The following is a 21704-nucleotide window of genomic DNA, read 5'->3' as shown; positions in this document are numbered from 1 at the left end:
CTAACGAAACGCGTGCAAACCTGGGTTCCCGCCTGCGCGGGAACGACGAGCCGATTATTCGAAGTTGGACTCGATGAACCCAGCCTTCTTGACGATGCGGTCGATCTCGACCAGCGTCGTCAGCAGTTCCTTCATGCGGCCCAGCGGCACCGCGTTCGGGCCGTCCGACAGCGCGCACGCCGGGTTCGGGTGGGTCTCCATGAACAGGCCCGATACGCCCGCCGCCACCGCGGCGCGCGCCAGCACCGGCACGTGCTCGCGCTGGCCGCCGGACGAGGTGCCCTGGCCGCCCGGCAGCTGCACCGAGTGGGTCGCGTCGAACACCACCGGGCAGTTCGATTCGCGCATGATGGCGAGCGAACGCATGTCCGACACCAGGTTGTTGTAGCCGAACGAGACGCCGCGTTCGCAGGCCATGAACTGGTCCGGCAGGCCGGCTTCCGCAGCGGCTGCGCGCGCCTTGTCGATCACGTTCTTCATGTCGCCCGGCGCCAGGAACTGGCCCTTCTTGATGTTGACCGGCTTGCCCGAACGCGCGACGGCGTTGATGAAGTCGGTCTGGCGGCACAGGAAGGCCGGGGTCTGCAGCACGTCGACCATGCTGGCCACCATCGGGATCTCTTCCTCGGTGTGGACGTCGGTCAGGACCGGCACGCCGATTTCCTTGCGCACGTCGGCCAGGATCTCCAGGCCCTTTTCCATGCCCGGGCCGCGGAACGACTTGCCGGACGAGCGGTTGGCCTTGTCGAACGACGATTTATAGATGTACGGGATGCCGAGCGCCGAGGTGATTTCCTTGAGCTGGCCGGCGACATCCATCGCCATCTGGCGCGATTCGATCACGCAGGTGCCGGCGATCAGGAAAATGGGCTGGTCGAGGCCGACTTCGAATCCGCAAAGCTTCATGCTGCATCTCCTTGCAGTGCCGCCGCATTGTTCGCGGCCTGCGGGTTGGCGTTAGCGGCCTGGTGATCCAGGGCCGCCTTGATGAACGAGGTGAACAGCGGGTGGCCGTTACGCGGAGTCGACTTGAACTCCGGGTGGAACTGCACGCCGATGTACCACGGGTGCACGCTGCGCGGCAGCTCCATGATCTCGAGCAGGTCTTCGTTCGGGGTACGGGCCGCAACGACCAGGCCGGCCGCTTCGATCTTCGGCAGGTAGTAGTTGTTGCCTTCGTAGCGATGGCGGTGACGCTCGGTCACGACGTTGCCGTAGATTTCGGCGGCCAGCGTGCCCGGGTTCACCGCGCAGGTCTGGGCGCCCAGGCGCATGGTGCCGCCCAGGTCGGAATTCACGTCGCGCTGCTCGACCTTGCCGTCGTGGTTCTGCCACTCGGTGATCAGGGCGACGACCGGCTGGTCGGTCTCCGGATCGAACTCGGTCGAGTTGGCGTTCGGCAGGCCGGCCATGTGGCGCGCGTATTCGATCAGCGCGACCTGCATGCCCAGGCAGATGCCGAGGTAAGGGATCTTGTTTTCGCGGGCATAGCGGGCGGCCATGATCTTGCCTTCCACGCCGCGCTTGCCGAAGCCGCCCGGCACCAGGATGGCGTCGTACTTGGCCAGGTGGGCGCAACCGGTGCTCTCGATCTCTTCCGAGTCGATGTACTCGATGTTGACCTTGCTCTCGGTGTGGATGCCGGCGTGGCGCAGCGCCTCGGTCAGCGATTTGTACGACTCGATCAGGTCGACGTACTTGCCGACCATGCCGATGGTCACTTCGCGCTTCGGGTTCTCCAGCGTGTGGATCAGCTTGGTCCACATCGACAGGTCGGCCGGCGGCGCCTCGATGCCCAGGGCTTCGAGGATGATGTCGTCCAGGCCCTGGTCGCACAGCACCTGCGGCACCTTGTAGATGGTGTCGACGTCCCACACGGAGATCACGGCCTGCTCTTCGACGTTGGCGAACAGCGAGATCTTGGCGCGCTCGTCGTCCGGGATGCGGCGGTCGGCGCGGCACAGCAGCGCGTTCGGCGAAATGCCGATCTCGCGCAGCTTCTGTACCGAGTGCTGGGTCGGCTTGGTCTTCAGTTCGCCGGCCGACGAGATGTAGGGCACCAGGGTCAGGTGCACGAACGCGGCGCCCTTGCGGCCCACGCGCAGCGACAGCTGGCGCGCGGCTTCCAGGAAGGGCAGCGATTCGATGTCGCCGACGGTGCCGCCGATCTCGACCAGCGCCACGTCCACGCCTTCGGCGCCGCGGCGGATGTAGTCCTGGATCTCGTTGGTGATGTGCGGGATCACCTGCACGGTCTTGCCGAGGTACTCGCCGCGGCGTTCCTTGCGGATCACCGATTCATAGATCTGGCCGGTGGTGAAGTTGTTCACCTTGCGCATGCGGGTACTGATGAAGCGCTCGTAGTGGCCGAGGTCGAGGTCGGTCTCGGCGCCGTCGTCGGTGACGAAGACTTCACCGTGCTGGGTGGGGCTCATCGTGCCCGGGTCCACGTTGATGTACGGGTCCAGCTTGAGCATCGTGACTTTGAGACCGCGCGATTCGAGGATCGCGGCGAGGGAAGCGGCCGCGATCCCTTTACCCAGGGAAGACACGACGCCGCCAGTGACGAATACGAATTTGGTCATTGTGCAGAAGGTGCCGAACGGCACGCGCGGGAAATAGAAATTATACCTTAAACCTGCAAATACTTCTCCAATACAACTTGGCAACATCCGCTTACGGCGTCGCTTTGCCGCCAAGACGTCGTATATTTGACTCACGTGGCATCAGGACATCTTGCAAAAATTGCCAATTGGCGAAAGCTGTGCCTACACTGGCATCTTTCCTCCATGTCAACATCGAGCCCATCCATGATCGAGCATGACTGCGTTCCGGACACCGCCCCGCCGCCGGACGATCCCGCCGCCGCGCCTGAACCTGCATGCGAGCCTGCGCCTGCGCAGCCACAGGAAGAATCATTGCCCTTCAGCTTCAGCGGCAGCGGCGCCGAATATTTCCGCATCTGGATCGTCAACCTGCTGCTGACGGTGGCCACGCTGGGCATCTACTCGGCCTGGGCCAAGACCCGCCGGCTCCAGTATTTTTACCGGAACACCCACCTGGCCGGCGCGAGCTTCGACTTTCGCGGCGATCCGAAAGCCATCCTGCGCGGCCGGATCCTCGCGGTGCTGCTGGTGGCGGCCTACCAGTATGCCTTCGGGTTCTCGGCCAGGGCCGGGGTCATCACGGTCGCCGTGCTGGTGGCCGCCATGCCCTTCCTGATCCGCTCCGCGCTGCGCTTCCGGCTGTCGAACACCTGGTACCGCGGCCTGCCGTTCGGCTTCGCCGGCAGCATCACGGGCGCCTACCGGGTCTACCTGCTGCCGATGTGCATGTTCATCCTGCCAGGCGTCCTGGCGGCCATGGCGGAAAAAGCGCCAATGCTGGGATTCGCCGGCCTGCTCTACCTGTGCTGGCCGCTGATGCACGGCGCAATGAAGCGCTACCAGCACGCCAACCTGGTGTACGGCGACCAGCGCGCCAGCTTCGAGCTGACCAGCGCCGACCTGGCGGCCCCCTACCTGGCGGCAGTCCTGGCCGGCTTCGTCGCGATCGTGGCATACGGCATCGCCATGTATGTCGAATTTTCGCAGCGCGGGCCCAAGCCCGGCGACATCGCTGCCGGGGTGCTGGTCATTGCCGGCACCGTGCTGCTGTACCTGGTCTTCCTGGTCTGCGGCCTCTTCATCACGGTGCGGATGAACAATATGGCCTGGTCGGATACCGCCTTCCCCGGCGTGCGGATCGCATCGGCGATGCGGCTGCGCACCTGGCTGCGCCTGCAGGCCGTCAACGTCGTGCTCACCATATTGACACTCGGCCTGTTCCGTCCCTTCGCGGCGGTGCGCTCCTGGCGCTACCGGCTGGAGCATGCGCGGGTCGAGGCGCCCGCGGGTTTCGAATCGGCCACCGGCGTGGCGCACCAGCGCAGCGTGACGGCGGCCGGCGATGGCAGCGCCGAGTTCCTCGGTTTCGACCTTTCCTGGTAAGCGACATGACGAGCGCACACTACTTCGATGGGCGCAACGCGCGCCTACACCCGGTCCTGCTGTCGGTGGATGCCGGCGTGCTGCTGGTCAGCGGTACCGACCTGCAGCGCAGCTATCCGCTCGGCACGGTCGCGCTGTCCGAACCCTTCGCCGCCGCGCCGGCGGTGCTGCGCTTCGACGATGGCGCCAGCTGCGAGGTGGGCGGCGACGGCCGCCAGCAACTGCTCGACGCCCTCGGCTACCGCAAGAGCGCGGTGGTGCGCTGGCAGGCGCGCTGGCCGGCCGCGCTGCTGGCCCTGCCGCTGCTGGCCGCCCTGCTGGCGCTGCTGTACTTCCGCGGCGTGCCCGTGGCGGCAGGCTATGTCGCCGACAGGCTGCCGCTCACGGCCGACGCCAGCCTCGGCCGCGCCGCCCTGGCGAGTCTCGAGAAGCAGGAGATCGTGGCGCCCTCGCGCCTGAGCGATGAACGGATTGCGGACGTCGAAGCCCTGCTGCCGCTGGTGACGCCGCCGCGGCCGCGCATGCCGCTGCGGCTGCTGGTGCGCGCCTCGAACCGGCTTGGCGCCAACGCGCTGGCGCTGCCGGACGGCACGATCGTCGTCACCGATGGCCTGGTGCGGCTCTTCCTGAACAAGAACAACGAACTCGACGATGCGGGCAAGGCCAGCCTGATCGCCGTCCTCGGCCACGAAGTCGGCCATGTGCAGAAGCGCCATGCCGCGCGCACGATGGCGCGCTCCTCGCTGACCGCGGCATTCTCGGCCGCCCTGTTCGGCGACTTCAGCGCCGTGGCCGCCGGCTTACCGGCGGTGCTGTCGCAAATGGAATACACGCGCGCCATGGAACTGGAAGCGGACGATTACGGAGTGTGGATCCTCGACCGGAACGGCCTGGCGGCCGACGAACTGGCATACGCCCTGGAAGCGCTGGAAGACACGGCGCCCAGGGACTCGGAAGGGCCGCGCTGGCTGAGCAAGTCGATGGGCTACCTGTCGACGCACCCTTCGACTGCCGAACGGATCCGCCGCCTGGAGCGTGCGCGCCAATAAGGACTTTCACTTAATCTGTTGCATTCAAGCATCAAAACTTCCAATCCATCGAAATTCGTTACTTGAAGGCATTATAGAATCTCCGGCTCGATCGTTTATTTATGCAGCTGGAGGATTCAAGGATGGGCTGGATTGCCAACATTAATATCGGAAAACGCCTGGGCGCCGGCTTCTCGCTGGTGCTCGCGTTGACCGTCCTGATCGCAGTGGCCGCCATCTGGCGTCTGGATGCGATCGCCAACGCCACCAGCACGATGATGGCGGCGCCGCTGGTCAAGGAGCGCCTGCTGGCCGAATGGCATACCCAGACCTTCGCCGCCGTGCGCCGCACCGCCGCGATCGCGAAGAGCAGCGACCCGAGCCTGGTCGAGTTCTTCAAGGCCGACGGCATCAAGACCGCCAGCCATACGAGCGAAGTGATCAAGAAGGTCGAACCCCTGATCGACGACGACAAGGAAAGGGCGCTGTTCAATCATATTGGCGAGTTGCGCAAGGCCTACACCGCGGGCAAGGAAAAGGCGATCAAGCTGCGCGCCTCGGGCGATGCCGAGGGCGCGGACCGCACCCTGAACCAGGAATACATGCCGGCCGCCGACGCCTATGAAGGCGCGCTGGCCGACCTGGTCAAGATGCAGCAGCAGCACATCGACAGCGTCGCGGCGGACATCGCCGCGGCCAACAAGAGCAGCGTGCGCATGATCGCGCTGCTGACCGTGGCCGCGGTCCTGATCGGCGCGCTCTGCTCGTGGGCGCTGACCTCCGGCATCGTGCGTCCGATCCGCCAGGCGGTCGGCGTGGCCGAGCAGGTGGCCGCCGGCGACCTGACCCAGCGCATCGAATCGGATGCAAAGGACGAAACCGGCGCCCTGCTGCGCGCGCTGCGCCACATGAACGACAGCCTGCTGGCGATCGTCACCCAGGTGCGCACCGGCACCGATACCATCGCCACCGCCTCGTCCGAGATCTCGGCCGGCAACCTCGACCTGTCCTCGCGCACCGAGCAGCAGGCCGGTTCGCTCGAAGAGACCGCGGCCGCCGTGGAGCAGCTGACCGGCACCGTGCGCCAGAACGCCGACAATGCGCGCCAGGCCAACCAGCTGGCGATCACCGCTTCCGAAGTCGCCACCCAGGGCGGCGCCGTGGTCGGCGAAGTCGTCACCACGATGGGCGCCATCAACGAAGCCTCGCGCAAGATCGCCGACATCATCGGCGTGATCGACGGCATCGCCTTCCAGACCAACATCCTGGCCCTGAACGCCGCCGTCGAGGCAGCGCGCGCCGGCGAGCAGGGCCGCGGCTTCGCGGTCGTGGCGTCGGAAGTGCGCACGCTGGCCCAGCGCTCGGCCGCCGCGGCCAAGGAGATCAAGGCCCTGATCGTGGATTCGGTCGACAAGGTCGACAGCGGCAGCAAGCTGGTCGACCAGGCCGGCGCCACCATGGAACAGGTGGTCGACAGCATCCGCAAGGTGACCGACATCATGGCCGAGATCACCAGCGCCAGCGCCGAGCAGCGCGCCGGCATCGAGCAGGTCAACCAGGCGATCGCCGACATGGATTCCTCGACCCAGCACAACGCGGCCCTGGTCGAGGAGTCGGCGGCCGCCGCCGGCTCGCTGCAGGACCAGGCCAGCAAGCTGGCCCAGGTGGTCGGCCTGTTCAATGTGACCTCCCAGGCCGCCCCGGCGGCTTCGCGCCCGGCCGCACGCGCCGGCAAGGCGCTCGCCGCGCCGCAACGCCACTAAGCGTTTCACATCTCCAGCCGCCGGCGCCCGCCGGCGGCGTCCCCTTTTCTCCCCCTTCATCGTGCGGCCGCGAACGGTATTTCGCCGGACTCGGGTTATCCTTTCGCTTCCGCATACAGGAGGAAGAGATGTCCTACGAGGAACGAGACGACTACGGCATGTACAAGAACAAGCACGGCAAGGGACCGGGCCCGGAACTGATGGGCGCAAATACCCTGATCGGCGACCATGTCCATAACCTGCAGAACGACCACCTGGGGGTGATCAAGGAATTCATGGTGGACATGCGCACCGGCGCCATCGCCTATGCCGTGATGTCCTCCAGCCGCTTCCTCGGGCTGGGCGAAAAACTGTTCGCGGTGCCCTGGCAGGCCCTCACGCTGGACCCCGAGCACAAGCGCTTCACGATGGACATCCCGAAAGAGCGCATCGAGAACGCGCCGGGATTCGATACCGACCACTGGCCGGACATGGCCGACCGCGAATGGATCGGCGCGGTGCATGACTATTTTGGGACGCAGCCGGCTTGATAGCGGTGCTCCCCGCATATAAAACGTAACCCGCGCCCTAAAAACGTCGTTCCGGGCATTGCCCGAAACGACTCCCCGCGCAGGCGGGGACGACGTATGTACTACTTCAGGCTTTTTTACTTCTTCGGCGCCATCAGATCCAGCAGGATCGCGGTCTCGGCCTTGATGGTATTGGTCACCGTCGGCTTGAAGTCCGGCGCCCATTGCGGCGAGTGGGTGCCCGGCAGCGGCTGGCCGGCCTTCCTGGCGGCGGCCAGGCGGCCCGCGTCGACTGCGCCGACGTGCAGCAGGACGGCCTTCACGCCCGGCTGCAGGCCATACTGCGAGAAGTCTTCCGACGTCATCTTGGCCGGCATTTCCTTCACGAACTCGGGGCCGACTGCGCCCTCGACGACCTTGGCCATGCGCTGGACCAGTTCAGGATCGTTGTAGACCGAATCGGTGCCCGGCTCGACGTCGACCAGCGGCTCCTTCGGCGCACCGGCGGCCATCGCCTCGCCCTTGGCTTCGCGCGCGATGCTGGCCAGCACGCGCTTGCGCACTTCCGGCTTGAAGGTACGCACCGACAGCGACAGCTTGACCTGGTCCGGGATGATGTTGGCCACGGTGCCGCCGTGGATGCTGCCGACGGTGATGACCAGCGGATCGATCGGGTTGTTCTCGCGTGCGACCAGGGTCTGCAGGGCCAGCACGATGCGCGAGGCGATCACGATCGGATCGCGCGCTTCGTGCGGCACGGCGCCGTGGCCGCCCTGGCCGAAGACGGTGATGTTGACGACGTCGGACGAAGCGCGGAACGCACCGGCGTGGTACATGATGGTGCCCGAAGGCATGGTGGCGTCGTCGTGGAAGGACAGTGCGTAGTCAGGCTTCGGGAAACGCTTGAACAGGCCATCCTTCAGCATCGCCTCGGCGCCGTGCACGGTCTCTTCGGACGGCTGGCCGACCAGCATCAGGGTGCCGCTCCAGGCCTTGCGGTTTTCGGCCATCAGCTTGGCGGTGCCGTACCAGGCCGACATGTGCAGGTCGTGGCCGCAGGCGTGCATCACCGGCGTCGGTTCGCCGGCGGCATTCTTGCCGCTTGCCTTGCTGGCGAACGGCAGGCCGGTCTTTTCCTGGACCGGCAGCGCGTCCATCTCGGTGCGCAGCATCACGGTCGGGCCGGGGCCGTTCTTCAGGATCGCGACCACGCCGGTGCCGCCGACGCCGGTGGTGACGTCGAAGCCCAGCTTCTTGGCGAGCTCGGCCAGCTTGGCGGAAGTCTTGTGTTCGTCGAACCCGAGTTCCGGATTGCGGTGCAGGTCCTGGTACAGGTTCTCGATCGCCGGATAGTTGGCGTTGAGCTGCTCGGTCAACGGAGCAGGCAGCTGTGCCGCGCTGGCGGTGCCGCCAATGATACCGGCCAGGAGCAGGGTGTTGCGGAGAATGCTGGATGGGTTCATGGGGAAAATTTCACGTGGTTTGGGTGAGAAAAACAGACACGATGACGTGTCAGCTTTTTTCAGCCTAACAGAACAATCCATTTGTAACAATGTTCAATTTAACAATCCTACCCGTTGAGTGTCGGATAATCCCTACAAAATGTTGCAAAAATTTTTCCGTCCTGCATTTTTTGATTCCTTTAAGCAACTTCCGCAACGTACAATCCGAACTTTTCTCGCCGTACAAAGGAATTTCGATGGGACTCGTTGCAAACATCAAGATCGGCAAACGCCTTGGACTCGGCTTTGCCCTCATCCTCGCGATGACCGTGGTGATCGCCGCCGTCGGCGCCTGGCGCATGACCGAAGTGGCCGACTCCGCCAAGGCAATGATGGCCGTGCCGCTGACAAAAGAACGCCTGATCACCGACTGGTACACCCTCAACTTCGCATCGATCCGCCGTACCGCCGCGATCGCCAAGAGCAGCGATCCTTCACTCGGCGCCTATTTCAAGGAAGACTCGGCCGCTTCGGTCAAGAAAGCCGCCGAGCTGCTCAAGCAGATCGAACCGCTGATCGCGGCCAGCGGTCCTGAAAAAGAGCTGTTCGCCAAAATCCTTGAACAACGCAAGGCCTACAGCGCTTCGCGCGACGGCACCGTCAAGGCCAAGGCCGACGGCAATGCCGAGGAAGCGGCGCGCATCCTCGAAAAAGAATTCACGCCGGCGGCGCAGAAGTACCAGGACCTGCTGCAGCAGCTGGTCACCATGCAGCGCAACAGCATGGACGCCACCGCAAACGGCATCGACGACAATGCGACCTCCGCTACCCGCCTGATCGTGATCCTGAGCGCCTGCGCGCTGGCGCTGGGCGCCGTCATCTCGTGGCTGCTCACCCGCGGTATCGTGCTGCCGATCCGCGAAGCGGTGCAGGTGGCCGAGACGGTGGCCGCCGGCGACCTGACCCGCACCATCGAAGCGCACAGCAAGGACGAGACCGGCGCCCTGCTGCGCGCCCTGCGCCACATGAACGACAGCCTGGTCGGCATCGTCAGCGAAGTGCGCGGCGGCACCGACACCATCGCCACCGCCTCGCGCGAGATCAGTGCCGGCAACCTCGACCTGTCCGCCCGCACCGAACAGCAGGCCGGCGCGCTGGAAGAGACCGCCGCGTCGATGGAAGAACTGACCACCACCGTGCGCCAGAACGCCGACAATGCGCGCCAGGCCAACCAGCTGGCGATCACCGCGTCGGAAGTCGCCACCCAGGGCGGCGCCGTGGTCAGCGAAGTCGTCACCACGATGGGCGCGATCAACGCCTCGGCCAGCCGCATCGCCGACATCATCGGCGTGATCGACGGCATCGCCTTCCAGACCAACATCCTGGCGCTGAATGCCGCGGTGGAAGCGGCACGTGCCGGCGAACAGGGCCGCGGCTTCGCGGTCGTGGCGTCGGAAGTGCGCAACCTGGCGCAGCGCTCGGCGGCCGCGGCCAAGGAAATCAAGGAACTGATCACCGCCTCGACCGCCAACGTCGACGCCGGCACCAAGCTGGTCGACCAGGCCGGCGCGACGATGGGCCAGGTGGTGGACAGCATCCGCCGCGTGACCGACATCATGGCCGAGATCACCAGCGCCAGCCAGGAACAGACCGGCGGCATCGAACAGGTCAACAGCGCCATCACCCAGATGGACCAGGTGACCCAGCAGAACGCGGCCCTGGTCGAAGAAGCGGCCGCCGCGGCCGCCTCGATGCAGGACCAGGCTGCCAAGCTGGCCGAAGTGGTGAGCGTGTTCAGGCTGGATCGTGCGCATGATCTCGCCGTGCCGACTGCTGCGCCGGTAAAAGCCGCACCGGTCCGCCCGGCCCTGCCGCGCGCCGCAAAGCCGGTGACCAAGGTTGCCGCGGCCAAGCCGGCCAAGCGCAGCGAGCCGGTTGCGGTTGGGGATTGGGAAGAGTTTTAAGTAATCGCTCGTCGTCCCCGCGGAAGCGGGGACCCAAGTTCTGTCAGCGCAGTCGAAACGCAAGCAAACTTGGGTCCCCGCCTTCGCGGGGACGACGTTTTTAGTCGGCAGTCCCCTTTTGCGCCGTTACTACGCAGTGTCTTTAACAAAAATCCCGACTCCGCGTATCCAGACTCCCCAGCAGGTGCGACATATCCACCAGCCGCTTGGCCACCAGGTGCCGCACCTCCCCTTCCCTCTGCCACACCCCGTACACGCCCAGCAGGTGCGCATTCAGCACTTCGCGGCGCTGCTGTTCGACCAGGCTGGCCCACACGATCACGTTGACGTTGCCGGTTTCATCCTCGATGGTGAGGAACAGCACGCCCTTGGCCGTTCCCGGACGCTGGCGCACGGTGACGATGCCGCAGGCGCGCGCCAGCTGGCCATTCGCAAAATCCATCAGCACCTCGGCCGGCAGGAAGCGCTTCGCCAGCAGTTGCGGGCGCAGCAGCGCGAGCGGATGGCGGCCCAGCGTGAGTCCTTGCGCGCGGTAGTCGCCGACGATCTCCTGCCCTTCGCTGGGCGCAGCCAGCACCGGCACGTCTTCTTCCAGTGAAGCGGGGCGCAGCAGGTCCTTGTCCGGCACCGCGCCCACCGCCTGCCACAGCGCCTGGCGGCGGTGCCCGGCCAATGCTTCCAGCGCATTCCCGCCGGCCAGCACCTGCAGGTCGCCGCGGTCCAGGCTGGCGCGCCGGGCCAGGTCGGCCACATCGCGGAAGGGCCGGATCGCGCGCGCCAGCTCGATGCGCTCGGCGGCTTCCCTGCCCATCCCGCGCAGCATGTGCAGGCCGAGCCGCACCGCCGGCTGAAGGCGGCGCGAAGCATCGTCCAGTTCTTCCAGCGCCGATTCCCAGCCGCTGACCGTCACGTCCACCGGGCGTACCTCGATGCCGTGGCGGCGCGCATCCTGCACCAGCTGCGAGGGGCTGTAGAAGCCCATCGGCTGGCTATTCAGCAAGGCGCACAGGAAGGCCGCCGGCTCGTGGCACTTCAGCCAGGAGCTGGCATAGGCCAGCAGCGCGAAGCTGGCCGCGTGCGACTCCGGGAAACCGTATTCGCCGAAGCCCTGGATCTGGCTGAAGATCTGCTCGGCAAAGCCGATGTCGTAGCCTTTCGCCAGCATGCCGCCGACGATGCGCTCGTAGTATTTTTCGAGTCCCCCCTTGCGCTTCCAGGCCGCCATCGCGCGGCGCAGCTGGTCGGCCTCACCGGGCGTGAAGCCGGCCGCCAGGATCGCCACCTGCATCACCTGTTCCTGGAAGATCGGCACGCCCAGGGTACGCTCCAGCGCCACCTGCATGTCCGGGCTTGGATAGGTGACAAGGCGCGGATCCTGGCGCCGCTCCAGGTAGGGATGCACCATGCCGCCCTGGATCGGCCCCGGACGCACGATCGCCACCTGGATCACCAGGTCGTAGAACTCGCGCGGCTTCATCCGCGGCAGCATGCTCATCTGGGCGCGCGACTCGATCTGGAATACCCCCACGGTGTCGGCCGCGCGGATCATGCGGTAGGTGGCCGGGTCGTCCGCCGGAATGTCCTGCATCTCGAACACGGTGCCGTGGCGCTGTCCGACCAGCTCCAGCCCGCGCCGCAGCATCGACAGCATGCCCAGCGCCAGTACGTCGACCTTCATCAGGCCCAGCTCTTCGAGGTCGTCCTTGTCCCACTGGATCACGCTGCGCTCCGCCATCGTCGCGTTCTCGATCGGCACCAGGCGCGACAGCTTGCCGCGCGCGATCACGAAGCCGCCCGGATGCTGGGACAGGTGGCGCGGAAAACCGAGCAGGCGCTGCGCCAGCGAAGCCCACTGCTGCGACAGCGGCGCTTCCGGATCGAGGCCGCTCTCGGCCAGCCGGTTCAGCAGGTCGGCCTTGCCGTCGAACCAGTGGTGCTGCTTGCACACCTTCTCGACGATGGCGAGGTCGATGCCGAGCGCGCGCCCGCTGTCGCGCAGGGCGCTCTTCGGACGATAGCTGATGACGACCGCCGCCAGCGCCGCGCGGGTGCGGCCGTACTTCCGATAGATGTACTGGATGACCTCTTCGCGGCGCTGGTGCTCGAAGTCGACGTCGATGTCGGGCGGCTCGTTCCGCTCCTTCGAAATGAAACGTTCGAACAACAGGCTGGCCCGCGCCGGATCGACCTCGGTGATGCCCAGGCAGTAGCACACCGCCGAATTCGCGGCCGAGCCGCGGCCCTGGCAAAGAATCTGTTGCGAGCGGGCGAAACGCACGATGTCGTACACGGTCAGGAAGTAGTGCTCGTAGCGCATCTCGGCGATCAGCTGCAGCTCGTGCTCGATCTGCGCCTGCACCTTGGCCGGGATGCCGTCGCGGAAGCGCCGGTGCGCGCCGATATAGGCCTCGCTGCGCAGGTAGCTGCTGGCCGTGTGGCCGGGCGGGACCACCTCGTCCGGGTATTCGTAGCGCAGCTCGTCCAGCGAGAAGGTGCACAGCTTCGCCACGCGCAGCGTTTCGTCGAGCGCCGCGCGAGGATAGATGTTCGCCAGCCGCACCCGCGAGCGCAGGTGCTGCTCGGCGTTCGGCGCCAGCTGGTAGCCGCATTCGGCGACCGGCTTGCCGATCCGCGTCGCGCTCAACGTGTCCTGTAGCGGCTTGCGCGAACGGACATGCATCACCACCTGGCCGACCGCGACGATCGGCAGGCCGTGCTGCCAGCCGACTTCCTCGACGGTGGCGCGGTGCGCATCGTCGAAGGCGCGGTGCAGCAGGTTCAGGCCGATCCAGGCGCGGCCCGGGAAAGTGGCCGACATCCACGCGGCCTGGGCATGCAGGCGGTCGACCCCGGCCTGGTCGTGGCCCGGATACGCGGGCAGCAGGATCGCCAGGCAGTCCGGCATGCCATTTTCCAGGTCGGCGGGACGCAGCAGGTAGCTGCCCTTCTCGCTGCGGGTGCGCCCGAGCGTGATCAGCTCCGACAGGTTGCCGTAGCCGTTGCGGTTCTGCGCCAGCAGGATCAAAGAAAGCGCATGCGCGCCGTCCGGGTGCTCCAAATGGAAATGCGCGCCGATGATCAGCGGCAACTTCGCCTGCTTCGCTTCCGCGTGCGCGCGCACGACCCCGGCCAGCGAGCACTCGTCGGTGACCGCCAGCGCCGCATAGCCCAGCTGCACGGCCCGCGCCACCAGTTCCTCCGCGTGCGACGCGCCCTGCAGGAAGGAGAAATTCGACAGGCAGAACAGCTCCGCATACTGGGGCAGGCCCAAGTGCAGGCCCTGCTGCGCGCTTGGCGGGGAGGAAGGCGGCTCGGATGGCATCGTGCGGCGTGGCGAATAGGTCTACAATTGTCTTAACAAGGGACAATACTGTATAAAAACACAGTATAACTGACGACTTCGACAATTGCGAAACATGCACGTACCTACCAAAGTAAATGAGTTGATCTGCTTCGGGGCGCAGCCGGGAGACGGCAACCCCGCGCTGGTGATCGAAGACGATGGCATGGCCCCGGCCGCGCGCCAGGCCTTCGCCGCTGAGCGCAACACGACCTGCGTTTTCCTGTCACCGGACGGCGAGGTCGATTACTACTATCCGCACATGCGCAGCCCGCTGTGCCTGCACGCGACGCTGGCGGTGGCGGCCGTGCTGTTCGGGCGCGATGGAGCGACGGCAACCATCACCGTGCGCACCGCCATGAAGGGGCAGCTCCTGGCGCTGTCGCGCGAGGGCGACGACTATTTCGTGAAGCTGGCGCCGCAGCCGGTGCCACAGGTCGAGATCAGCGAGGGACAGGTGGCGGCCCTGCTGGGCGCACCCGGCCTGGTACCGGCATCGAAGCCGCGCGTGGCCTCGGTCGGCAGTCCCAAGCTGCTGGTCGAGGTGCGGGATGCCGACACGCTCTACAGCTTGTCGCCCGACCTGGCCGGCATCACTGCCTGGAGCAGGCAGCACGGCGTGAACGGCCTGTACGTCTACTGCCGGCTGGATGCGGACACGGTCGAAGGCCGCAACTTCAACCACCTCGACCCGGCACTCGAAGACAGCGCGACCGGCGTGGCGGCGGGCGCGCTGGCCGTGGCATTGGGCAGGGACGTGACCGTGCGCCAGGGCCGGGCGACCGGACGCGATTGCCTGATCCGGGCGCGGGTCGAGAACGGCGCCATCCTGGTGGGCGGCGCGGCCGAAGCCGTCGCCTGAAACACGGCATGCGTCCCACCACCAAGCTCATGCTGGCCGCCGCCCTCCTCGCCCTGGGCGGCTGCGCCTCGAAGACGGTGTCGCGGATGGGCAGCGCCGCCGCCGCCCCGCTCAACGACCTCGGCATCACGAAAACGGAGATTCCGCCCGTGCTCGAGAAAGCCAAGGAAAACCCCTACCGGATGCCGGCCGGCCGCAGCTGCATCGCCATCGCCGTGGAGATCCACGAACTCGACCAGGCGCTCGGCCCCGACTACGACGCGCCGGTGGCGGAGAACAAGGAATCGCTGATGGACAAGGCCTCCGATGTCGCAGAAGACCAGGCGGTCGGCGCGGTGCAGAGGACGGCCGAGGGGCTGATTCCATTCCGCAGCTGGATCCGCAAGCTCAGCGGGGCTGAGCGGCATTCGAAGCATGTGTCCGCGTGCATTACGGCGGGGTCGGTGCGGCGGGCTTTCCTGAAGGGGTTGGCGGCTTCGAAGCATTGTGCGTGGCAGGAGGTGCAGCAGTCGGCGAAGCAGCCTTGAGCTAGTCGGGCGCGCTCGTCATGCTGATGATGCCGCCAACAATGCATTCAGCGCAATCGCTGGGGCAACAGCCAACCCGCTATTGTTTCCAAGAAGTTCAAGTTTGACTGGCAGGTTCGTATGCAAATGTGCATCGTCCAGCTGGACGATCAAGATGTACGGATTGTCCAGCAGATTGTTCGTCTTTAAAACTCTTAAAACTGTAATTTCGGCACCAGCGTGAACGGTTTCTTCGAATGCGACTTCGGGACCGGAAAAACCTGGCGGCGCAGTGATAACCACGTACTCTGCATCTGCACGGGAATGTGGGCGCACACCATATGCGCGGATATCCTGGACGATTTTGTATTTCGTCCCGATGAGCGAGCGAGCCTGGCGATGATCGCTGACATCGTCCTCCCGGTACGTGCAGGCAGCAAGACCTGCGAGCAAGAACAGGTAACCCAGCAGGATTCGCATGACAGTCTCCAGGCGGCGGAGAGTGCATTCTGTCCTGATACACCGGCCGGATGACAGAGAACTGGATAGTATCGGTTTTTACTACTACATGGGCAGAAAGGTGCGCCTTCTGGTCAGCCGTACAGCGTAATCGGTTAGCGGACGACGAATGCTTCTTTTCAAAGGATACGCAAACCTGAACCGCCTCACCCGTCACCCGCCCGCAGCCGACACCGCCTTCCCCCGCCTCGGCTTCACCTTCGCCGCCGCAGCCGCCGCATTCAACTCCGCAGCAGCCCGCACCAGCCCCTTGAACGCCTCGGCATCCACCACCTCCCCCTCGCGGATATCGATCGCCCGCCGCGCATTCCCATCCAGGCTGGCGTTGAACACCCCGGACGCATCCGCCAACGAAGCCCCTTTCAAGAAGGTCAGCTTGACCACGGCCTTGTAGGATTCGCCGGTACAGATGATCCCGTTATGCTCCCAGACGGGCGTGCCCATCCACTTCCAGCTTTCCACCACATCGGGAATCGCCTCCCGGATCAGCCCGCGCATCCGCTCCAGGGTCGCGCCACGCCAGTCGCCGAGCGAGGCGATGCGTTCGTCGATCAGTTTCGATGCTTCGCTCATGGATTCTCCAAATTGCCCAGTGCTCGATGCGCAATATTAGCGGAACTAAAGCCACGTCAGCCAACTCTGCTAGCAAGAGGTAATCGATCGGAGGAATCATGAGCGCAACCGGAAAACTCGCCGGTAAACGGATCGCCGTGCTGGCGGCGGACGGTGTCGAAAAGGTGGAACTGGATGCCGCGCTGGCGGCGTTGAAGGACGCGGGCGCGCAGGCCGCGCTGGTCGCCCTCCGCGGCGGCCGGATCCGCAGCATGCACGGGCACCAGCCGGCCGAGCTGGTGCGGGTCGACAGGAAAGTCATGGACGCCGGCGCGGCCGACTACGATGCCCTGCTCATCCCCGGCGGCTACATCTCGCCCGACCTGCTGCGCCAGTCGGCCCAGGCGCGCGAGTTCGTGCGCGGCTTCGACGCTGCCGGCAAGCCGATCGCGGCGATGTCGCACGCGGCCCTGGTGCTGGTGTCGAGCGGACTGGCGGCCGGACGCAGGCTGACCTCGTGGCCGGGCGTGCGCGACGACCTGGTGAATGCCGGCGCGATCTGGAGCAACCAGGAAATCGTGCGCGACGGTCTCCTGCTCACCAGCAGGACCCCGCAGGATGCGGCCGCCTTCGTGCGCGCGCTGCTGCCCCTGGTGGCAGGCGACGCCGAGGCCGCGCCCGCCGTGCTGCAGGCGGATTCCGATCCGCCGCAGCAGGCGCCGTCCGAACTGCCCGACCAGTCGCTGCGCTGGCTGGCCGCGCCCTCGCTCGGGGCGATGCTGAGCCTGGCAATCGTGGGCGTCGGCGTGGTTGCCGCCAACCGCGGCCTGCGCAAGCGCGAGAGCCGGGAGGCGCCATCCGGTCAGGCGCAGGCGGGGCCGGACAGCTGACGGATGCGCCGGTCCCGCCGATGCGTGCCAGGGCCAGGCAATGGCTTCGTGATATCGTCATGCCAACATTCGGAGAGATATCGATGCCATTCCTGCGCGCCATCGTGCTTGCCGTGCTGCTTCTTCCCGGGCTTGCCCCGGCAGCTTCCGTGCGCGTCGTGCTGGACGAAAACTATCCTCCGTTCGTCCGCCGCACCCCGGACGGGCAGCTCGAAGGCTATACGGTCGACCTGTGGCGCCTGTGGGAGAAAAAGACCGGCAGGCAGGCCGAGCTCATCGGCGCCAACTGGGCCGAGGTCCAGCCGATGCTGGCCACGGGCCGTGCCGACGTGATCGATCCCATCTTCCGCACCGACGGACGCAACGCCACCCTCGATTTCTCGCGGCCCTACGCGACGGTTGTCACGTCCGTGTATGCCGATGCGTCGATCGGCGGCATCCACGAGCTGGCCAGCCTGAAAGGGTTCGAAGTCGGCGTCCAGGCCGGCGATGCCTGCGCCGAAGAGCTGCGCCGCGCCGGCGTCAGCGGGGTGCGGATCTTCCCGAGCTACCAGGCGCTGATCGGCGCGGCCGCCAGCCAGTCCGTCAAGCTGCTGTGCATGGACGAATATTCGGCCGACTACCGCCTGTACCAGCTCGGCCTGCAGCGCCGGTACGTGAAGGCTTTCGAAGTCACCCGCAACGGCTTGCGGCGCGCCGTCAGGAAGGGCGATGCCGCCACCCTCGCGATGGTCGAGGACGGCATGGCGCGGATCACCCCCGACGAAATCGATGCCCTGCACGACAAATGGATGGGCCGCCCCCTCCCCTACGTCCGCTTCGCCGAACGCCTGCTGGTGGCCCTGCTGGCGCTGGGCTGCCTGGTGCTGCTGCTGGCGGTCTGGCTGGCCTCCGTGCGGCGCGCAGTGCACCGCCGCACCGCAGAACTGGAACGCGAAAAGGCGCAGCTGCGCACGCTGGTCGAAAGCAGCCCCGACGCGATCTGGCTGAAGGATCCCGACGGCACCTACATGGCCTGCAATACGCGGATGGAAGAACTGGTGGGCAGGCCGCGCGAGGACATCGTCGGCCGGCGCGACGATGATTTTTTCGCGCCCGACGCGGCCGAGCACATGCGCAACACCGACCTCGAGGCGCTCCGCACCGGCAAACCGGTCGCGCACGAACAGCGCCTGGTGGCGCCGGACGAATCGAAGGAGCGCACCTTCGAAGCCATCAAGACGTCGATCGTGGAGCCGGACGGCAAGGTGCTGGGCGTGCTGGGCGTCGGGCGCGACATCACCATGCGCCTCGAGCAGGAGCGCACCATCCGCAGGCAGGAACGGCTGCTCACGGAGATGAGCGCGCTGGCCCGGATCGGCGCCTGGGAACTCGACCCCGCCACCGGCCGCCTGGAATGGACGGACGAGGCGGTCCGGATCTACGAGCTGCCCGCCGGACGGCCGGTGACGCTGGCCGCCTTCATGGCCTGCTACAGCGCGGAAGACCGGGCGCGGGCCGAGCGCGCGCTCGACGAAGCCGCCACCAGCGGCAAGTCCTTCGACCTGGAATTCCGGGTCCTCACGCCGGCCGGCACGCGCAAGTGGGTGCGCGTGCTGTGCATCCCCGTGACCGTGGACGGGCGGAGCGTGGTGGGCGGCATCGTCCAGGACGTGACCCAGCGCCGCGACCTCGAAGAATCGATGCGGATGGCGAACCTGATCTACCGCACCAGTTCGGAGGCGGTCGTGGTCACCGACGAAGCCAACCGCATCGTCGACGCCAACCCGGCGTTCACGGCGCAGACCGGCTATGCGCTGGACGAGGTCATCGGCCGCGAGCCGTCCCTGTTCCACTCCAGCATGCACGACCAGGGATTCTATGGGCGCCTGCGCCAGGCCCTGGTGGCCAACGACCATTGGCAGGGAGAGATCCAGGACCGCAACAAGGACGGACGCTTCACGCCGAAGTTCGTCAACATCCGCGTGATCCGGCATCCGGACGGCGGCATCTACCGCCACGTGATCCAGTTCCAGGACATCAGCGAACAGAAGCAGAAAGACGAGGCGATCTGGCGCCAGACCAACTTCGATTCGCTGACCGGCCTGCCGAACCGCCGCCTGTTCCTCGACCGCCTGCAGCAGGACCTGAAAAAGGCCCAGGGCGCCGGGCGCCGGCTCGGTGTGCTGCTGCTCGACATCGACCGCTTCAAGGACATCAACGACGGCTACGGCTACGCCCGGGGCGACGAAGTCCTGGTCGAGCTGACCCGCCGCCTGGCGCAGCGCACGCCGGCCGATGCGACCATGGCGCGCCTGGGCGGCGGCATGTTCGCCATCGCCGTCGCCCAGGGCGACCAGCAGCTGCACCTCGAGACCATCGCCGGCGCCCTGATCGATGCGGTGGCGGCGCCGCTGCGCCTGGGCGCCGACGGGCCGGCCTACCTGTCGGCCAGCATCGGCATCAGCGTCTACCCGGACGATGGCGCGGATTCCAGCGCCCTGCTCGCCAGCGCGGAGCACGCCATGTACCTCGCCAAGCGCGAAGGGCGCGGCCACTTCCAGTTTTTCACCACCGCGCTCCAGCAGCAGGCCACCCACAGGCTGAAGCTGACCAATGAGCTGCGCATGGCGCTGGCCCGGCGCCAGCTGCACGTGCACTACCAGCCCATCGTCGAGACGGCCACGGGACGCGTACGCAAGGCCGAGGCGCTGCTGCGCTGGGAGCATCCCGAGCTGGGCCCGATCGGCCCGGCCACCTTCATCCCGCTGGCCGAGGAGAGCGGCCTGATCGACGACATCGGCGACTGGGTGCTGGGCGAAGCCATCGCCAGCATCGAGCGCTGGCGCCAGAAATACGCCTTCCCGATCGAGCTGAGCGTGAATATCTCGCCGGTGCAGTTCGAACGCCAGGGCAAGCTGCCGTGGCTGGACCGCATCCTGGCGATGGTGCGGGCGAGCGGCAGCATCGCCGTGGAAATCACCGAAGGGGTGCTGGTGGGCGACGCCGCCCAGGTCTCGCGCTGTCTCACCGCCCTGCACGCGGCCGGCGCCAGGGTGTCGATCGACGATTTCGGCACCGGTTTTTCGTCCCTGGCCTACCTGAAGCATTTCGACGTCGATTACCTGAAGATCGACAAGTCCTTCATCGACCACTTGGCCGAGGATGGCAGCGACAAGGCGCTGACGGAATCGATCATCGGCCTCGCGCACCGGCTCGGCATCGAGGTGATCGCCGAGGGCGTCGAGCACGGCGCCCAGCGCGACCTGCTGGCCGCCTTCGGCTGCGACTACATCCAGGGCTGGTACTACTCGAAATCCCTGCCGCGCGAGGCCTTCGAGGCCTACCTGGGACGCCAGATGGCGTATTGAAATGGGTCCCGACCGGTCAGCGCTGCGCGGGCGGCACGCAGGGCGGCAGCGCCTCGGCGGCGCCGGCCTTCAATGCGGCCCTGAACGCCGGGCGCCGCATCTCCTCCGGCGCAAACCACAGGGACTTGCGCGCCAGCGGCAGCGACGGCAGCGGATTCGGCAGGTCCACGATATGGCGCCGCTCCAGGCCGGCGGCCGCGATCTTCGGCGCGAAATAGCTGTAGAACAGGCGGTCGAAGGAACCGTCGGCGATGGCCGCTTCGAGGCCGCGCCGGATCTCCTCCGCCAGCACGACGTTGCTGCGGTTGACGAAGAAATAGGCGTCGGTCGGATAGCGCAGCACCAGGTTCGGCTCGACCGCCAGTCCCGGATAACGCCCGACCTCGTCGAACACCTGCTGGACCGCGCGCGGGAAATAGTCGATCCGGTTCGCCTCCAGCATCCTGAACATGCCGTCGTAGGTCGAGGACACATGCACCGGCAGGCCGCTCGCGCGCAGGATGCCGACATCCGGCCAGTCATGGCCCTGGCCGGCGACGAAGCCTTTCATCTGCTCCACCGTGCGGACATCGGCAAACATCTGCAGGCGCTCCTTGCGCACTAGCGGAATGCGCCAGCCCAGCACGCCCTTGGTCAGCGGAACCGGCACCGCCAGCAACCTGGACTCGCGCTCCGCCGAGGTCATGGTGATCATGATGTCCAGCGCCCCGCTGCCGTGCTCCAGTTCGTAGATCGCGCGCCCCTGCTTCATCGGTTCGGCGCTGTACACCAGGGTATGGCAGGCATGGGCCTTGGCGAACGCCAGCTTCAGCAGCGCCACGCCATAGGGGTCGCGGCCGGTGTCGCTCCACTCCGGGCGCAGGTAGGTATAGGTGGCGGCACGCGCCGGCAGCACGCCGAGGCAGAGTACGCACAGCAGGAAGGCGGGGAATCGGCGCATGGAGGTGGAGTCATCAAGGACGCACGACGGCCGCGCGACTGCCCTCGATG

16 protein-coding genes are annotated in these 21704 nt (G+C 66.4%); 9 read left to right on the top strand and 7 right to left on the bottom strand.

The window, feature by feature from the left end; all coding sequences use genetic code 11:
• Positions 1-54: 54 nt before the first annotated feature.
• The gene (kdsA, locus tag AC3A6M_RS14735; RefSeq protein ID WP_487853472.1) at positions 55-906 is read right to left on the bottom strand and encodes a 3-deoxy-8-phosphooctulonate synthase; all 852 of its coding nucleotides are present in this window, start codon (positions 904-906) and stop codon (positions 55-57) included.
• Positions 903-2585 carry a CTP synthase gene (gene pyrG, locus AC3A6M_RS14730; RefSeq protein WP_487853471.1) on the bottom strand — a complete coding sequence of 561 codons (1683 nt, stop codon included), beginning with the start codon at positions 2583-2585 and terminating at the stop codon, positions 903-905. The genes kdsA and pyrG overlap by 4 nt, the downstream gene beginning before the upstream one ends.
• Positions 2586-2918: 333 nt before the next feature.
• On the opposite strand from pyrG, the gene AC3A6M_RS14725 reads away from it, so the two are divergent.
• The 4 genes from AC3A6M_RS14725 (at position 2919) to AC3A6M_RS14710 (ending at position 7310) form a co-directional block, all read left to right on the top strand.
• On the top strand, positions 2919-3989 hold the full coding sequence (locus AC3A6M_RS14725; RefSeq protein ID WP_487853470.1) for a YjgN family protein: 1071 nt from the start codon (positions 2919-2921) through the stop codon (positions 3987-3989).
• A 5-nt stretch (positions 3990-3994) separates the two neighbouring features.
• A complete protein-coding gene (locus AC3A6M_RS14720; protein WP_487853469.1) occupies positions 3995-5038 on the top strand; it encodes a M48 family metallopeptidase in 1044 nt (347 codons plus the stop codon).
• Positions 5039-5160: 122 nt separating this feature from the next.
• Positions 5161-6780, top strand: a complete 1620-nt coding sequence (locus tag AC3A6M_RS14715) for a methyl-accepting chemotaxis protein (RefSeq protein ID WP_487853468.1) — start codon at positions 5161-5163, stop codon at positions 6778-6780.
• Between the two features lie 128 nt (positions 6781-6908).
• Complete coding sequence (locus tag AC3A6M_RS14710; RefSeq protein WP_487853467.1) at positions 6909-7310, top strand: PRC-barrel domain-containing protein; 402 nt, start codon at positions 6909-6911, stop codon at positions 7308-7310.
• 116 nt (positions 7311-7426) lie between these two features.
• Here the strand turns inward: AC3A6M_RS14710 and AC3A6M_RS14705 are convergent, their stop codons facing one another.
• Positions 7427-8752: an amidohydrolase gene (locus tag AC3A6M_RS14705; protein ID WP_487853466.1), complete on the bottom strand. Its 1326-nt coding sequence runs from the start codon at positions 8750-8752 to the stop codon at positions 7427-7429.
• Positions 8753-8988: 236 nt separating this feature from the next.
• Between AC3A6M_RS14705 and AC3A6M_RS14700 the strand changes: the two genes are divergently transcribed.
• Positions 8989-10695: a methyl-accepting chemotaxis protein gene (locus AC3A6M_RS14700; RefSeq protein ID WP_487853465.1), complete on the top strand. Its 1707-nt coding sequence runs from the start codon at positions 8989-8991 to the stop codon at positions 10693-10695.
• A 142-nt stretch (positions 10696-10837) separates the two neighbouring features.
• On the opposite strand, the gene AC3A6M_RS14695 is transcribed toward AC3A6M_RS14700, so the two are convergent.
• Complete coding sequence (locus AC3A6M_RS14695; RefSeq protein ID WP_487853464.1) at positions 10838-14017, bottom strand: error-prone DNA polymerase; 3180 nt, start codon at positions 14015-14017, stop codon at positions 10838-10840.
• A gap of 94 nt (positions 14018-14111) precedes the next feature.
• Here AC3A6M_RS14695 and AC3A6M_RS14690 point away from each other — a divergent pair, with 94 nt between their 5' ends.
• Both AC3A6M_RS14690 and AC3A6M_RS14685 read left to right on the top strand, forming a co-directional pair.
• Entirely contained in the window at positions 14112-14897 is a 786-nt protein-coding gene (locus AC3A6M_RS14690) for a PhzF family phenazine biosynthesis protein (RefSeq protein ID WP_487853463.1), read from the top strand.
• A gap of 8 nt (positions 14898-14905) precedes the next feature.
• Positions 14906-15424: a hypothetical protein gene (locus AC3A6M_RS14685; protein ID WP_487853462.1), complete on the top strand. Its 519-nt coding sequence runs from the start codon at positions 14906-14908 to the stop codon at positions 15422-15424.
• Positions 15425-15442: 18 nt separating this feature from the next.
• Here the strand turns inward: AC3A6M_RS14685 and AC3A6M_RS14680 are convergent, their stop codons facing one another.
• Together AC3A6M_RS14680 and AC3A6M_RS14675 are read right to left on the bottom strand one after the other, a co-directional pair.
• A complete protein-coding gene (locus AC3A6M_RS14680) occupies positions 15443-15883 on the bottom strand; it encodes a hypothetical protein (protein WP_487853461.1) in 441 nt (146 codons plus the stop codon).
• 192 nt (positions 15884-16075) lie between these two features.
• Positions 16076-16495: a DUF1801 domain-containing protein gene (locus tag AC3A6M_RS14675; protein ID WP_487853460.1), complete on the bottom strand. Its 420-nt coding sequence runs from the start codon at positions 16493-16495 to the stop codon at positions 16076-16078.
• A gap of 98 nt (positions 16496-16593) precedes the next feature.
• Between AC3A6M_RS14675 and AC3A6M_RS14670 the strand changes: the two genes are divergently transcribed.
• Both AC3A6M_RS14670 and AC3A6M_RS14665 read left to right on the top strand, forming a co-directional pair.
• The gene (locus AC3A6M_RS14670) at positions 16594-17364 is read left to right on the top strand and encodes a DJ-1/PfpI family protein (RefSeq protein ID WP_487853459.1); all 771 of its coding nucleotides are present in this window, start codon (positions 16594-16596) and stop codon (positions 17362-17364) included.
• An 83-nt stretch (positions 17365-17447) separates the two neighbouring features.
• Complete coding sequence (locus tag AC3A6M_RS14665) at positions 17448-20714, top strand: EAL domain-containing protein (RefSeq protein ID WP_487853458.1); 3267 nt, start codon at positions 17448-17450, stop codon at positions 20712-20714.
• Between the two features lie 16 nt (positions 20715-20730).
• Here the strand turns inward: AC3A6M_RS14665 and AC3A6M_RS14660 are convergent, their stop codons facing one another.
• On the bottom strand, positions 20731-21654 hold the full coding sequence (locus AC3A6M_RS14660) for a substrate-binding periplasmic protein (RefSeq protein ID WP_487853457.1): 924 nt from the start codon (positions 21652-21654) through the stop codon (positions 20731-20733).
• Between the last annotated feature and the right edge of the window lie 50 nt (positions 21655-21704).

This window comes from Telluria sp. Soil_C_11 (assembly GCF_057657395.1).
Note: the sequence above shows the minus strand (reverse complement) of the source record. Positions and strands in the feature narration are given on the sequence as shown.